At 63.3% G+C, this 12,719-nt stretch carries 11 protein-coding genes; 4 read left to right on the top strand and 7 right to left on the bottom strand.

Going from position 1 to position 12,719, the window contains the following annotated elements; genetic code table 11:
- Positions 1 to 20: 20 nt before the first annotated feature.
- Positions 21 to 530, bottom strand: a complete 510-nt coding sequence (locus KRR38_RS01730; RefSeq protein WP_217398019.1) for a hypothetical protein — start codon at positions 528 to 530, stop codon at positions 21 to 23.
- 59 nt (positions 531 to 589) lie between these two features.
- Between KRR38_RS01730 and KRR38_RS01725 the strand changes: the two genes are divergently transcribed.
- Positions 590 to 988, top strand: a complete 399-nt coding sequence (locus KRR38_RS01725; protein ID WP_217398018.1) for a hypothetical protein — start codon at positions 590 to 592, stop codon at positions 986 to 988.
- Positions 989 to 1,046: 58 nt separating this feature from the next.
- On the opposite strand, the gene KRR38_RS35770 is transcribed toward KRR38_RS01725, so the two are convergent.
- The 6 genes from KRR38_RS35770 to KRR38_RS01695 form a co-directional block, all read right to left on the bottom strand.
- Positions 1,047 to 1,364: a hypothetical protein gene (locus KRR38_RS35770; RefSeq protein ID WP_254514606.1), complete on the bottom strand. Its 318-nt coding sequence runs from the start codon at positions 1,362 to 1,364 to the stop codon at positions 1,047 to 1,049.
- 102 nt (positions 1,365 to 1,466) lie between these two features.
- Positions 1,467 to 5,780 carry a strawberry notch-like NTP hydrolase domain-containing protein gene (locus KRR38_RS01715; protein ID WP_217398015.1) on the bottom strand — a complete coding sequence of 1,438 codons (4,314 nt, stop codon included), beginning with the start codon at positions 5,778 to 5,780 and terminating at the stop codon, positions 1,467 to 1,469.
- 196 nt (positions 5,781 to 5,976) lie between these two features.
- Positions 5,977 to 6,432 carry a PIN domain-containing protein gene (locus KRR38_RS01710; RefSeq protein ID WP_217398012.1) on the bottom strand — a complete coding sequence of 152 codons (456 nt, stop codon included), beginning with the start codon at positions 6,430 to 6,432 and terminating at the stop codon, positions 5,977 to 5,979.
- A complete protein-coding gene (locus KRR38_RS01705) occupies positions 6,422 to 6,691 on the bottom strand; it encodes a type II toxin-antitoxin system VapB family antitoxin (protein WP_217398010.1) in 270 nt (89 codons plus the stop codon). The genes KRR38_RS01710 and KRR38_RS01705 overlap by 11 nt, the downstream gene beginning before the upstream one ends.
- Positions 6,692 to 6,855: 164 nt before the next feature.
- Positions 6,856 to 8,880, bottom strand: coding sequence for a ParB/RepB/Spo0J family partition protein (locus tag KRR38_RS01700; RefSeq protein WP_217398008.1), 2,025 nt, complete (start codon positions 8,878 to 8,880; stop codon positions 6,856 to 6,858).
- Between the two features lie 156 nt (positions 8,881 to 9,036).
- Entirely contained in the window at positions 9,037 to 9,813 is a 777-nt protein-coding gene (locus KRR38_RS01695) for a toprim domain-containing protein (RefSeq protein WP_254514605.1), read from the bottom strand.
- A gap of 525 nt (positions 9,814 to 10,338) precedes the next feature.
- Between KRR38_RS01695 and KRR38_RS01690 the strand changes: the two genes are divergently transcribed.
- From KRR38_RS01690 to KRR38_RS01680, 3 genes are all read left to right on the top strand, one after another.
- Positions 10,339 to 11,091: an autoinducer binding domain-containing protein gene (locus KRR38_RS01690; RefSeq protein ID WP_217398006.1), complete on the top strand. Its 753-nt coding sequence runs from the start codon at positions 10,339 to 10,341 to the stop codon at positions 11,089 to 11,091.
- 80 nt (positions 11,092 to 11,171) lie between these two features.
- On the top strand, positions 11,172 to 11,798 hold the full coding sequence (locus KRR38_RS01685) for an acyl-homoserine-lactone synthase (protein WP_217398004.1): 627 nt from the start codon (positions 11,172 to 11,174) through the stop codon (positions 11,796 to 11,798).
- 10 nt (positions 11,799 to 11,808) lie between these two features.
- Positions 11,809 to 12,681, top strand: coding sequence for a phytanoyl-CoA dioxygenase family protein (locus tag KRR38_RS01680; RefSeq protein ID WP_217398002.1), 873 nt, complete (start codon positions 11,809 to 11,811; stop codon positions 12,679 to 12,681).
- Positions 12,682 to 12,719: the final 38 nt, after the last annotated feature.

Raw genomic sequence — 12,719 nt, 5'->3', positions numbered from 1 at the left:
AGGGGAAAGAGGTCTTCGGTTCAGACCCGGCGATCGTGCGTCTCTCCCAACAGGGCCGCCCGAAGGGCCTCGTGGGTGCCCTCCAGCTCGATCCGGTCGGCAAAGACTGCACACCAGCCACCACCGAATTCATCGATACGCTGGCGCGAGCAGGAGATGCTCCATTCGAAGCCGATGGGTCCCGAAGACAGCGTTTCGGCGCAGCAGCGCTGGATCAGACGGGACACTGCCGCCGGGTCAAAACTGACTTCGGCTGAAATGATCGCCTGCCAGCGCGCTTCGTCGGGGGTTTCACCGCCGGCGAGGTCGGCGCCGAAGTCCGGGTAATCGGGATCGTCGAAGAGTTCCCGAAAGCCTGACCAAGGATCGCCGCCAGTCGGCGGGAAGACAGCCCTAAAGTCTGAAGACATCTCCTCCGGCTCGGCCTCCAAATTGAGGTCGAGGCTGAGAAGAAACGCTTGCTGGAGCAAAGCCCATTCCGAGGCCGTGCAGTCGAACGCGAAGCAGGTTTGAACGTAGGTGTCAGCCACGGCAGGTCTCCTGTTCGGTGAAGGTAAGCGGGGGGGATATCGAGCTCCGAGGCGGCGAAATGCGCCTCGATGGCGGCCAGCGAACCGAGCGAGCGGGCCTCGGCCCGCGTGATCACGACTTGGTCGCTTTCGGTGACCCTATAGGATTGCGGCTCGTTCACTCCGTTGAAGACCTGGCGCTCGGGGCTCCATCCGCCGCTGTACCCATCACACCAGCGCACAAAAGGAAGAGCGTGCGATATGCAAAAGTACTCGAGTTCGTAGAAGCTGCCGCCGGCAACCTCTTGGGCGAAGAGTTCGATCGGCGCGTCGCTCGGGATCTGGTCGGCGCTGAACGGGGCGCCGTCCCACTCGGTGGACAGGCGTTCGGCAGCGATTACTTCGAGAAGTTTGGCGATCCAGCTGCGCGGCAGGACCCCGCCCAGCTTGATCGAGGCAGAAACACGGTCAGCCATTAGGCCCTCCCGTCATGATGGTGGAAGTGATGGGCGAGATTACCCCTGCTGGAGCGCCCGATCAGCGTTCAGCGGCAGCCGCGCCGACCAGGTGACGCAGCTTTGCCCAGGCCGCCTCTTCGCCGGCACGCACGCCGCGATTGAAGGCCTGTCCGTAGAGGCGGTAGGCGATCGCCGCCATTCGCGGCGCGGTGTCGGCCGGGATGAAGCCAACGAGGCAACCTTCGTCGTCCTGCAGTTCGATCATATGCTCGGCGAGGTTGGTGTTCGGCAAGGCCACGCGCGCCGGCGACGACAACGCGCCGAGCTCACGGTTGAACTGCTCGATGAGCGCCTCATCGATCGGGCGCGGAATGGTGCGGGAAGTGGGATCGGGCATGACTGCCTCCATCGGATCACCGGCCGATCGCCGGCGCCCTACCCCTTCCCGCTCCCCTTCGCCGTCTCACGGTGCCAGCGCTAGCACCTGCGGAACCTCCGCTCAGGCGGCCGCGCCGAGATCGGACATCGCAGCCTCGATCAGCGCCAGAATTTCGACACCGCGATTGATCGGTACGAAGAGCCGCGTCTTGTAGGCGATGATCTCGGTGAAGCAACCGAGCGACTTGAGCCAGGCGAGCCGACTTGCAGGAAAATCCCTGATCTCGAGCCGAACGTCTTCGTTGACGTAGGAGCGCACGAGGCGCGCCGGCGGCAGGTAGGGTACGGCGACGCCGCCGCCGCCCCGCGCGCCGTCGACCAGCTCGGCTGGCGAAAGCGAAATCGCCATCGCCACACCGAAGGCCTGGGCCACTTTCTCGAAGCCCGCCGGCGATATGATCCGCCCGAGCATCGAGATGCCAGCATTGTCGCAGATCCGCCAGACGCGCAGATCGTCGTCGGGCAGACGGTTCCACACCGGCAGGAGCAGGCCCGTGGCGATATTGATCGTATCGACCTCGACCCGTCCCTCGATCTCCGCGCACTCGGCCGACCACAGCTCGTGAAAGGTAGCCTCATCGGTTTCGGTCCAACTGCTTTCGGCGAGGCGCGTTTCGCGGATGCGCTCCGATCCGCCCGGCCGGATCAACTCCCAGACCTGGATCGCCTCTCCGTCATTGTCGAGGATCGACCAGGAGGGCGCCCGCAAGGCGATGCGGCCGGACCGCGTGTTGCGCAAATAGGCGGTCCTGTCCGAACCGCTCCAACCGGCGAGGACATCCGCCAGGGACCTCGCGCGCCGCCGCCGGTGAAGGGCGAGGCGTGCCAGCCTTGTTTCGGCCCCGCTCGCCGGGTCGCGCCGGAGCACCTGCTCGTCCAGCACTTCGATCTTCTCGACCGCGATGGTCTCGACACCGACATCGAGCGTGCCGCGTTCGCGCGCGGCGTCGATCCGTGCCTCGATCAGCGCGAGATACTCCTCGAAGATCGCGTTCTGCGTGCCGATTCGAAGCGCGAGCAGCCGGTTGAGCCAGCGTTGGATGGGCGGCAGGTCATCGAGGAGCGCGCCGCCATCGTCGGCGATGAGCTTGAGCCCGGTCATCTCGGTGAACTCGGTCAGCGACGTGCTCGCGAGCTTGCCCCGGTAAAGCAGCGAGTACCATTGCGAGAGCGCATCCCGGGCGTAGTCGCTTTCGAGATTGTCCGCCGGATCGAACAGGTTCTGCCCGCCCGTCTGGCGTTGTCCCCGTGTCAGCGCGCCGAGGCTGTCAAGGCGCCGCGCGATCGTGCTGATGAACCGGCGCTCGCCGCGGCAGTCTGTGGTCACGGGCCGGAATATCGGCGCGGATGCCTGGTTGGTGCGATTGGTCCGCCCGAGCCCCTGAATCGCGGACGAGGCCCTCCATCCGGGCTCGAGCAGATAGTGGACGCGCCTGCGGTCGGCGGTCGGACAGTTGCGATCCGCATGGTAGGAGCGGCCGGTACCGCCGGCGTCCGAGAAGACGAGGATGCGTTTCTCGCCCGTCATGAAGGCCTCGGCCTCGACGAGATTGCTGCGCGCCGTGCGCCGGTCTACACGCTGGCGGCCCGCTACATCCGGCACGAGCCGCCGCGTTCGGCCCGTGACTTCCGCGACCGAATCGGTGCCGAAGTGGCGTATGAGTTCGTCGAGCGCGCCGGGGATCGCCGGCAGGGCACAGAGCTGCTCGATAAGCTCGCCCCGGCGGCGCAAGGCCTCCTTTGAATGGATCGGATTGCCGGCCTCGTCGACCATCAGCTCGGATCGCGGCTCGTCATCGGGCCCCTTGAAGACCTTCATCTGGCGCGTCGGGAAGGCGTTTTCGAGATACTGGATCATGTACTCGCGCGGGCTGAGCTCGATGTCGAGCTGCGCGCGCTCATCGGCCGAAAGAGTTGCAAGATGGCGATGCAGTATAGCCTCCGAGGTGGTCACCAATTGCACCACGACGTGCCGTCCTTCGCCGACGTCCTTCTCGATCGCCGCAAGCAGGGTAGGAAGCTTCATCGCGATGAGGAGCTGACCGAAAAAGCGCTGCTTGGCGCTTTCGAAGCGCGACAGCGCCGCTCCCTTGGCCTGGGCATTGAGCGCCTTGCCGCTGAAGCGGTCGACGATGTTCGTGGCGGCAAGCACCTCGTGAAGGTTGCGATGAATGATCGCCCAGCCATCGGCATAGGCGTCGTAAATCGCAATCTGCTCGGGTGAGAGCCTGTGCTCGAGTGGGTCGTATTCGACGCCCTGAAAGGTCAAAGCCCGGGCTGTGTAGTGTCCTAGCGCCTTCAAGTCTCGAGCGACGATTTCCATGGCGGCGATGCCGCCCTCGCCGATCGCGGACATGAAAGCCTCGCGGGTTTCGAAGGCGGCATTGCCCCAAAGACCGAGGCGGCTCGCGTAGCAGAGGTTTGCAGGATCCGTGGCCCCCGTCGCGCTGTTGTAGAGGATGCAGGCGCGCGGGAGCAGATTCTGCAGACGCACGCCCGCGAGGCCCTGCTCAGAGCCTTTCTGCGTCCCGAATTTGGTTTCCGTGCCGGCCGCGTTGGCGAGTTCGTGAGCCTCGTCGAAAGCGATGACACCGTCGAAGTCGGCGCCAAGCCAGGACAGGATCTGCTGGAGGCGTGACTGAACATCGTCGCGCTGTGAGCGCAGGGTCGCGAAGGTCAGGAAGAGGATGCCTCTGTCCATGGGAATGGAACTACCAAGCGTGAAGGCATCGAGCGGCTGGACGTCGATGGCGAGCCCACCCAGAGCGCTCCAATCACGGCGCGCGTCTTCCAGAAGCGCGGCACTTTTCGAGATCCATACGGCTCGGCGCTGCCCCTGGCACCATCGGTCGAGAATGCAGGCGGCGATCTGCCGACCCTTTCCGACGCCGGTCCCGTCGCCGACCATGAAGCCTGCACGATAGACGTGACCTTCCGCATCGGCGCGGAGCAGTGTCCCCGCCTCGTTCGGCAAAAAGCGTCCGGGCAGATCGCGGGAGAAGGCTTGCCCCGCATAGATAACCGTCTCGAGCTGCGCGTCGGAGAGCGTCGCGACCGCGCACGGCGGCAAGGTCGGTCGATAGATGGCCGCAGGCGGAAGGATCGACGACATCGCCATGGATTCGACGAGCTGGTCGGGGTGCGGCTTGGGCTCAGGCAAAGCGAAGCGCGTCAGCCGCCAGGGCACATAGACTCCGACCGGGTCGCCATGCGCCGGCGGCTCCTCTAGGGCCTCGAAGACGAGCGGTTCGGCCACATCGCTTATGACCGGCTTGGGCGGCGGGGCCGCAGGCCGCCGGGAGCCCAGTCCCGCGAGGAGGCTCACCGCAGCAGCGGGCTTTGAGAGCACCGGCCGCGGCACAGGAACAAGGCGCACGATCGCGACGCTGTCGCCCAGTTCCAGGCGTTCAGGGATCGCCTCGATCAGCGGCAATGCGGACTTCAGCGACTGCGCCGTGTAAGTCTCGGAAGGCCCGGACCAGCCCTTGTCGTACACGAGAAGGCGGACAGCAATTCCGGTGCCATGCTTGGCAAAGGGCTGACCACCAAGGGTCATCTCCCAGCGCGGCACTGCGATCTCGGCCACGGCCTCGTAGCCGCGGGCGTCTGTCCCGCCCTTAGCGAAAGCGGGCGACATGATCGCCACGCAGCGGCCGCCGGACGCAAGGCGCATCAGGGCGGAGCGGAGATGGCGGGCTCCCGCGTGCCGGTCGCGACCGCGGCTCTCGCTCCGCGAAAACGGCGGATTGATGAGAACGACGCTGGGCCTGGCCCCTTCACCCAGATTGTCGTCGATGAATTCGGCATCGTGACGCGAGACCTCAGCCCCAAGGACCTGTGCCAACAAGGCAGCGCGAGCGGGATCGCGTTCGTTGAGGAACAACGCCGCGCCTTGCTGCCGCGCGTGAACTGCAAGCATGCCCGTGCCAGCGGAGGGTTCGAGCACGGTATCCACCGCTTGGAGCCGCGCGGCGCGGGTTGCCATCCAGGCGAGGTCGATCGGTGTCGAGAATTGCTGGAGGTCGACCTGATTTTCGCTGCGGTAGGTCTGCGTCGGCAGGAGCGCCAAGAGCCGCTGGTGCGCCGCGAGTGCGGCTGCGGGATCGGAAGAATCGAAGCGCGCGCCGCCCTCGCGCAGCATCAACAGGACCTGCGCCGCTTCGAGCGCGTCGTACGCCTCGCGCATTGACCAGTCGCCGCAGGCGTCGGAACCACCCAGCGCGTGGGAAATAAGGGTTTTGAGCAGCTGGCGCGACACAGGCGTACCGCTGGCGAGCCGGTCGGCGAGAGCGCGCGCGACGTTCATGAGCAAGGTGGCACGGGCGTCGTCGCCAGCGAGATCGACATCAGGTTCGGGGAAGAGCGAAAGGTTCATGGCTGAGCTCCTGCTTGAGCGAGGACACACGCGTCCTGGCCGAGCTCATTCCCTCTTTCTCTCCGACTGCTCGGCTGGGTTTAGCCGGAAGGTGGCGCCAGGACTGTTGAAATGCAGGAAAAGCAGGTCAACATCGAGAAGCCGGTCCTTGTGGTAGTGGAAAGCTGGCCTGCTACCCGGTCCGGCCCCCTGCTACTCAATTCGGCGCATGAGAGAAGTCTCGTGGTGTTGTGACCCGCAGAGCAGGAAAGAGACTTCGCATGTGACCGGTATTCCAAGTCACGATCGCCGACAGACCGTGCGAAATAGCGACCTCACCGATCAGACGGTCGTAAAGCCTCGCCCCAATGCCGCCGCCTTGCGCATAGCTTCGCACGGTATCGAACGTTTGCGACGGCGTCAGGCCAATGAGAATCGTTGCCGCGCGAACGCTTTCGAGCGCAGCCCAAGCCTCGTCCGGCGAAAATCGAAAGGGGGCGTGTTCGCCTTTGCGGGTCAGCGTGGAATACGCCTCCGCGTAGCTGTGCGCTGAGACCGCGAAGCTTCGCTCGCTCTCGCACGTGAACAATCCCAATGAAAGTGCGTGATGCTCGTGCGCTTCGGCGACTACCGCGATGATTACGTTGCTGTCGAGCAGCGCATCAATCGCCATGACCGCGCTCTCGAGCGGCGTCCAGCGCAGCCTCGGCTTCTGCAGCGCTGATGACTTTACTGCCTGCTGGCTTGACCAAAATAGGTCCGCGTTTGACGAGGCCGCTAACCTTTGCAGCAGCTGTCGGAGGTACGTAGCCGCGCAAGGCCTCCTCGACGATCTGAGTCGCCGTCATGCCTGTCAGTTTTGCCAGTTCGTGCGCCCGCGCGCGCGCGAACGCAGAACGGACATTAAATTGCGTTTGGTCAGCACGCGCCACGGCAGATCTCCTTTGCACAGATATAGCATGCAAATCCAGATTGGCTAGCCACAATATACGATTGGCTAGCCAAGCCACATTGCCCGATACATGGACGTCGCACCGAACAACCGAAACTTCTGAAGCCGGGATCGCGCCAATTGAGCGCGATCCCGGCCATCACATCAGGCAGCCTCGGGCAGACCCTCGCCAGTTTGAGGCTTATCGACGTCACCTTTGATAACAGTCCCGTTCGAGGGGGTCTCGACGAGTTCGTTGTCTATATTGGCTGGAGAGATGAAGCGCATCGACATCGGCAGCCAGGCCAGGGCCTTCTCCTTAACGTCGACGTCGGCGATGACATCGCCCGCGAAGAGCTTCTCGGCGGATACGGCAAGATCGAACTTGCGCGCGGCACCGTAGCGGCTCTTCAGCGCAGGACCGCCAATCACCTCGAGAAGCTTCAGAATTGCGGGCTTCGTCAGACGGTCGAAGAAGTTGCGCGCGGTCGGACGCCACCACGCCGCCACATCGATCCCGAGCTTGGCGCCGAGGTGGGACAGAAAGGTGCTGCCCGTCTGGCCTTCAGGTACGGCATGGATCGTCCGCGCGACGGCCCATCCAAGCCAGGCCGCCCGCGCTGCATCCTCGAGCGAGCAGAACGCGTCGTAGCGCTCGTGGATCTCGCGGTGGTCGAGCCAGGATCGATCGAGCGCCTTGTCGAGCTCGGCCCAGGCATTTGCCGCAGCGGTCTGGCTCTCGAAGCCGGTAACACGCGAGCTTGGCGCCTTTGCCCTGAGTTCACTCGGCATCCCATTGTAGCCGAGCCGGCAGGCGTCATCGACCATGATGAAGATGCCGAGATCGAGCGCGAACGGGGGGTCGTTCGCGATGTGGAGCGCAAGCAGCTCGGTCTTCATGATCGCCAGTTCGTCGCGCAAACGCTGACTGTAGGTCTCACCGGGAGGGACAGCTTCGTCTTCATCGTCCGGATCGCCCGAGCCTCCATCGGCATTGTCCTCGCCCTCACCGTCGACTTCCGCAGAATCCGCCGGCTCGACGTAGAGTTGCTCGTGGAGGACGGGTTCACCGTCCGGACCGATTATGAGGTAGGCGATCGCCGAGGCGCGTTCCTCATCGCTGACGATACAGGCCGGCTCGACGATACCGCCAAGCTCTTCCTCGAGCGCTTCCAGGCGATCGGACTGTTCTTCGGTGTAGTCTTCGACTTCGGCCGCCGCGGCCTCGATCTGGTCGATCTCCGCTTCGATCTCCGCCTTGCGCCGCTCGGCTTCCTCGCTCATCGGCACGGGTGTGCCGGTAACGCGCGCAAGCTGAAAAGTCTCGCTGTAGGGCACGCTGCTTGCTGCGACCGTCCGAACCTCGCGCACCCCTTCGCGCTGACGCATGGCCTCTGCGGCCTTGCCAAGCTTCTCCTCGACCAGGCGGTCGAGGATCTCGCCGTCGCGCCAGACCTCGCTCGCAGTGTCGGAGAACAGATCGCCCTCGATCCTGCCGCCGGCCACCTCATAGGCTTCGCGGCCGACGAATAGAGCCTTGGGGTCCGCGCCCTTGTACGAACCAGCAGCAAGGCTGCGCCGGATCTCGTTGACGTTGTGACCGTAGTAGGACTCCGCAAGCTGCTCGAAGACCTTGGTCTGGCGATCTGTGTCGGCGGTGCTCGCATAGGCCTTGGCAACGTCGAGCGTGATGTCACCGCACTGCAAAGCGGCAAAAACGGGCTCTGCCAGGTTTGCCAGACGCAGGCGGCCCAGGACGAATTTCTCGGTGACGCCGAGCCGTTTCGCGAGATCGGCCGGCGTCTTGTTCTCGCGCTCGATGATCGTCTGGAACGCGCGGCACTCGTCCGCCGGATTCATCGCCAGGCTATGATAGTTCTCGACGAGACTCATCTGGATGGCATCGTCTGCGGACTTGAGCACGTGCACGGCGACCATGAAATCTTCGGGCAGCTTGCCGCTGGTGATGTTGCGGTGAACCCCCTCGAGACGCCGGCCGCCGCCGTAGATCTCGTACTTGTTGCGCTGGCGGGGAACCTTCACGCCGATGAGGTTCTGCAAGACCATGCCGGTCTCGCCGATATTGGCTTCGAGCTCGGCATCCGCGGCTTCATCGCTTTGGGTGCGAACGTTGTGCGGCGACTTGAAGCAGTCGAGTGCGCGCACGTAGATGATGTTGGGATTGGACATTTGCGTTCTCCAATGCGGACGCCCCCCGACCATCGGGCAGCCGACCGCATCAGCCTCCCCCCACCTTTTCCTCCTGGACCGCGGCGGCCTGAATCCGCGGCAGCCGTACCTTCCGAGACACTTGCGCAGTTCAGAAAAGCGCGAACAGGCGGCAATTCAAACGGCGGACAAGGCGCTATCCCCATCGGAGCGCAGGACATCGTTCCAGTCGTTGAAGCCAGATGGCGGCCAAACCGTCTCGACAGTGCGGCCGGATCGCGCATAGGCCGCCATCGCCTTTCTCGCGCCGAGGCGACCGGCGCGATCGTTGTCGGGGAGGATGAGCAGGCGCGTAACGCTTTCGGGTACCGTGATGTGCGGGAGCCTCTCGCTACCGAGCGTTGCCCAGACCGGAATACCGAGGAGCAAAGCCGCCGACATGGCCGTCTCGACACCCTCCGCCAGGCCGAGCACCTCGGAGGCCCGAGTAAGAATGACGGCGCCGCCCAAAGGGCGCCCAAGCAAACGGCGAGGATTGCCGAGATCCGATGCAAGCTGGCCCAGTCCCTCTTCGAAAAACATGCGCTGAACAGCGACTAGCCGGCCCGCATCATGAAGCGCTGCAATCAGCGCCGGCCGGTAGATCACCGAACGGCGCGGCCCCAGCGGCGCGCGGCGGGCGAATCGAAGCCCTTGCGCTCGCGCGTTCAGGCTTCGGCTCTCGAGGTAAGCCTGGGCCAGTGTGCCGCCGAGAGGCCGAGCTTGGTCCCAGAGGTCGCGGGCGCGACCACGCAGCCAGTCCTGGCGCGCGGCGATCTGCGAAGCATCGCCGGCCCCCGATACCGTCTCGAAGACGCGGGTATCGATCGTCCTCAGCTCGCGCAGGACGTCCAGCGTGTCGCAGCCTGCAAAGCATTTGAACAGAAGTGCCGAGTTTCCGAGCCGGATCGACAAGCTGGGCTCCCGGTCAGCGTGAGCGGGACACCGGCACATGAAGCCGGCGCCGGTTTGATAGCCGCCAAGTTGCTTGGCCAAATCGGAGGCGATGCTGCGAAGGGTCTGGCGGCTGGGGGGGCTCGATTGTTCTGTCCATGGCAAACTCCATTCGCCTGCCTCCCTCTCCCCCAACCTTCCTTCGCTTCAAGGCGAGCAACGCCGTGGCGATCAAATTCTGCCGCTTGCCCCAAGAAGACCGATCCATCCTGCAGGGCGATGATCCACCGGCTCTATCGTCCAAAGTGGGATTTTATCCGCGCAACGGCGGATCGATTTGTGATACTTTTACGACAGGGTCGCCACACTCTACTGATATTGGATTTGCGAGGACAACAGCCTACTCAAGTGGACATCTTAGAAGAGACGGCCCGGTGGGGACTGTCACGGGATTGGCCGCTTGAGAGCAAGTTCGCCGGTTGAGCAACGGCTCTCCCTGACGAGGGGGGAGGAGAAACGTGTTCATCAGCGAAATGGGGTGCTCACATGCTCGATACCTTCAATCTCAATCGATATCTTGAGGAGATGCGCGGCGCAGTGAAGATTGCCGACCTAGAAGCCACCATGATGGAAATCACCCGTCAACTCGGCTTCGAACAATTTGCTCTTGGGCATCACGTCGACCTGACCCGGCCTCCAGGCAATGCCGTCCGGCTGACAAATTATGCTCCGGACTGGATCGAACAGTCCTTGGAAAAACGCTTTTTTGCGGACGATCCGGTCCATGCTGCAAGCGCCAAGATGGTGAGGCCATTTCGCTGGGATGAGATCCCAAACTGCCTCGACATGACAGACCCGCACCGCAACATTATCGAGCGCGCCAGGCGCTATGGCCTGATCGAAGGTCTCACAATTCCAGTGCACCAGCCCGGCGAATACAATGGAACCTGCTCGTTCGTCGCCCGCAGCTTCGAGAACATTCATCCGCACAACTTTGCGCTCGCCCAGATGGCAGCGACTTTTGCTTTCGAATGCGCACGCAGGTTGATGCGATTGATGGACGGCAAAGAACCTGACGCCGTGCCGCATCTTACCGAGCGTCAACGCGAGTCCGTGATACTCGTCGGTCGCGGCAAGACCGACGCGGAGATCGCCGCCGTTATGAGGATATCAAAGACGACGGCGCACGATCATGTCGAAGCCGGGCGCCGCGCCTACGGCAATGCGCAGCGCGCTTACATGGTGTTGCGGGCGCTCTATGACGGCAACATCACTTTCGCCGATATCTTTGGATTCTAAGGCAATCCTCTAGCCAGAGGATATGAGGAAGCCCGTACCTCAGTGGATGCACTCCCTGTGTTCAACAGGGGAGTGCATCCATGATCCAGATTATCGAAGGCGCGCAAAGGCCGGGCTGCGACCCCGTGTTCGATGCAATGTTTCGCGACCGGAAACGCGTATTCGTCGACTTTCGTAAATGGGATGTGCCCGTCATTGACGGGCAATATGAGATCGATCAGTTTGACGGCCCGCGGACCGTCTATTGCATCTCCACCGACGAGCGCGGTTCGCACCGCGGCTCGATCCGACTGATCCCCACGAACGAACCTCACATCCTGGGCGACATCTTCCCGGACCTGTGTGAAGGGCAAGTCCCCACGGGCGCGGACATCTGGGAACTGACGCGTGGCTGCCTGTCTCCATCGCTGCGGGCCAGCGAGCGCAGGCTGGTGCGCAACGCCTTGACGACGGCTGTCGTCGAATATGCCCGGCTTCGCCGAATCAACGCCTATACCTGCATCGCAGATTCGGGCTGGCTCTCGCAGGTGCTTGCGCTGGGTTGGGATTGCAGGCCTCTCGGCCTGCCGCGTAAGTTGGACCGAACCATGACGGGGGCGCTTCTCATAGAAATTTCGGCTCGGACACCGGATCTGCTCCGCGATGCCGGGACCTGGGTGCCGTCACGCCTTGTCATGCTCGACGATCTCGATGCCGCCCACTGCTGAGGATCGGGTCATGGACATCAGGGCGAACGACCAAACCTCTTCCCTCACACGGCAACTTCTGGACGACGGATACTGCATCGCGAAAGGAGTCGTCCCGACCGCTTTAGTGACCGCGATTTCGGACGATTTTGCAGATACCTTCGCGATAACTCCGCACTCAATTGGCTCATTTTACGGGAATCGCACCAAGCGCTTTCATGGGTTGCTCCGACGTTCCTTACGGACGGAGCACTTCGTGCTTCAACCGCTCATCACGGAGCTCGTGGAGTCAGTCCTGGGACCGCATTGCGAACGCGTTCAACTTAACCTGACCCAGGCCATCGAAATCGAAGCGAACAGTGAAGCCCAGGCGCCGCACCGTGATCAGGACATGTGGCCCATTCATGCACAAGGGGTGGAATATCTGGTCAATGTGATGTGGCCTTTTACCCCCTACACCGCTCAGAATGGCGCGACACGGATCTGGCCGGGAAGCCATCGGCGGCAGAACGAGATGCTGATCGGCGAGGAAGATGCCGTTGCCGTAGAGATGAACCCGGGCGACGCGCTGATCTTCCTCGGCTCGACTCTCCACGGTGGCGGCGCGAATTCGACCGCCTTGTCGCGAAAGGGGATGATCATCAGCTACAGCCTGGGCTGGCTGAAACCGTACGAACTGCCCTGGCTGGCCTATCCGCCCGAATTCGCCAAGACCTTGTCGCAGCCCCTTGCCGATCTTGCAGGTTATCGGGCCCATCGGCCCAATCTCGGCACCTACGAGGGGCGCTGCCCGTCGACATTGCTGGAGGCGGAAGGGTCATCGCTCGGCGCGGTCGACAGCCTTCGTGACGACCAGGAAGCGCTTATCCTCGCCTGGCGCGAAGGACGCCTGACGGTGGCATGACTTTCGAAGCGGCGGCAATACCGGACACTGCGGAGGGT

Source organism: Novosphingobium sp. G106, from assembly GCF_019075875.1.
Taxonomy (GTDB): Bacteria; Pseudomonadota; Alphaproteobacteria; order Sphingomonadales; family Sphingomonadaceae; genus Novosphingobium.
This window is presented reverse-complemented; position numbering and strand designations above follow the sequence as displayed.

Excerpts from the sequence above, each read along its gene's own strand:
- KRR38_RS01690 (WP_217398006.1), top strand. The coding sequence starts at position 10,339 with ATGCTCGATACCTTCAATCTCAATCGATATCTTGAGGAGATGCGCGGC.
- KRR38_RS01680 (WP_217398002.1), top strand. The coding sequence starts at position 11,809 with ATGGACATCAGGGCGAACGACCAAACCTCTTCCCTCACACGGCAACTT.
- KRR38_RS01685 (WP_217398004.1), top strand. The coding sequence starts at position 11,172 with ATGATCCAGATTATCGAAGGCGCGCAAAGGCCGGGCTGCGACCCCGTG.
- KRR38_RS01725 (WP_217398018.1), top strand. The coding sequence starts at position 590 with ATGCGCCTCGATGGCGGCCAGCGAACCGAGCGAGCGGGCCTCGGCCCG.
- KRR38_RS01715 (WP_217398015.1), bottom strand. The coding sequence starts at position 5,780 with ATGAACCTTTCGCTCTTCCCCGAACCTGATGTCGATCTCGCTGGCGAC.
- KRR38_RS01700 (WP_217398008.1), bottom strand. The coding sequence starts at position 8,880 with ATGTCCAATCCCAACATCATCTACGTGCGCGCACTCGACTGCTTCAAG.
- KRR38_RS01710 (WP_217398012.1), bottom strand. The coding sequence starts at position 6,432 with ATGGCGATTGATGCGCTGCTCGACAGCAACGTAATCATCGCGGTAGTC.
- KRR38_RS35770 (WP_254514606.1), bottom strand. The coding sequence starts at position 1,364 with ATGCCCGATCCCACTTCCCGCACCATTCCGCGCCCGATCGATGAGGCG.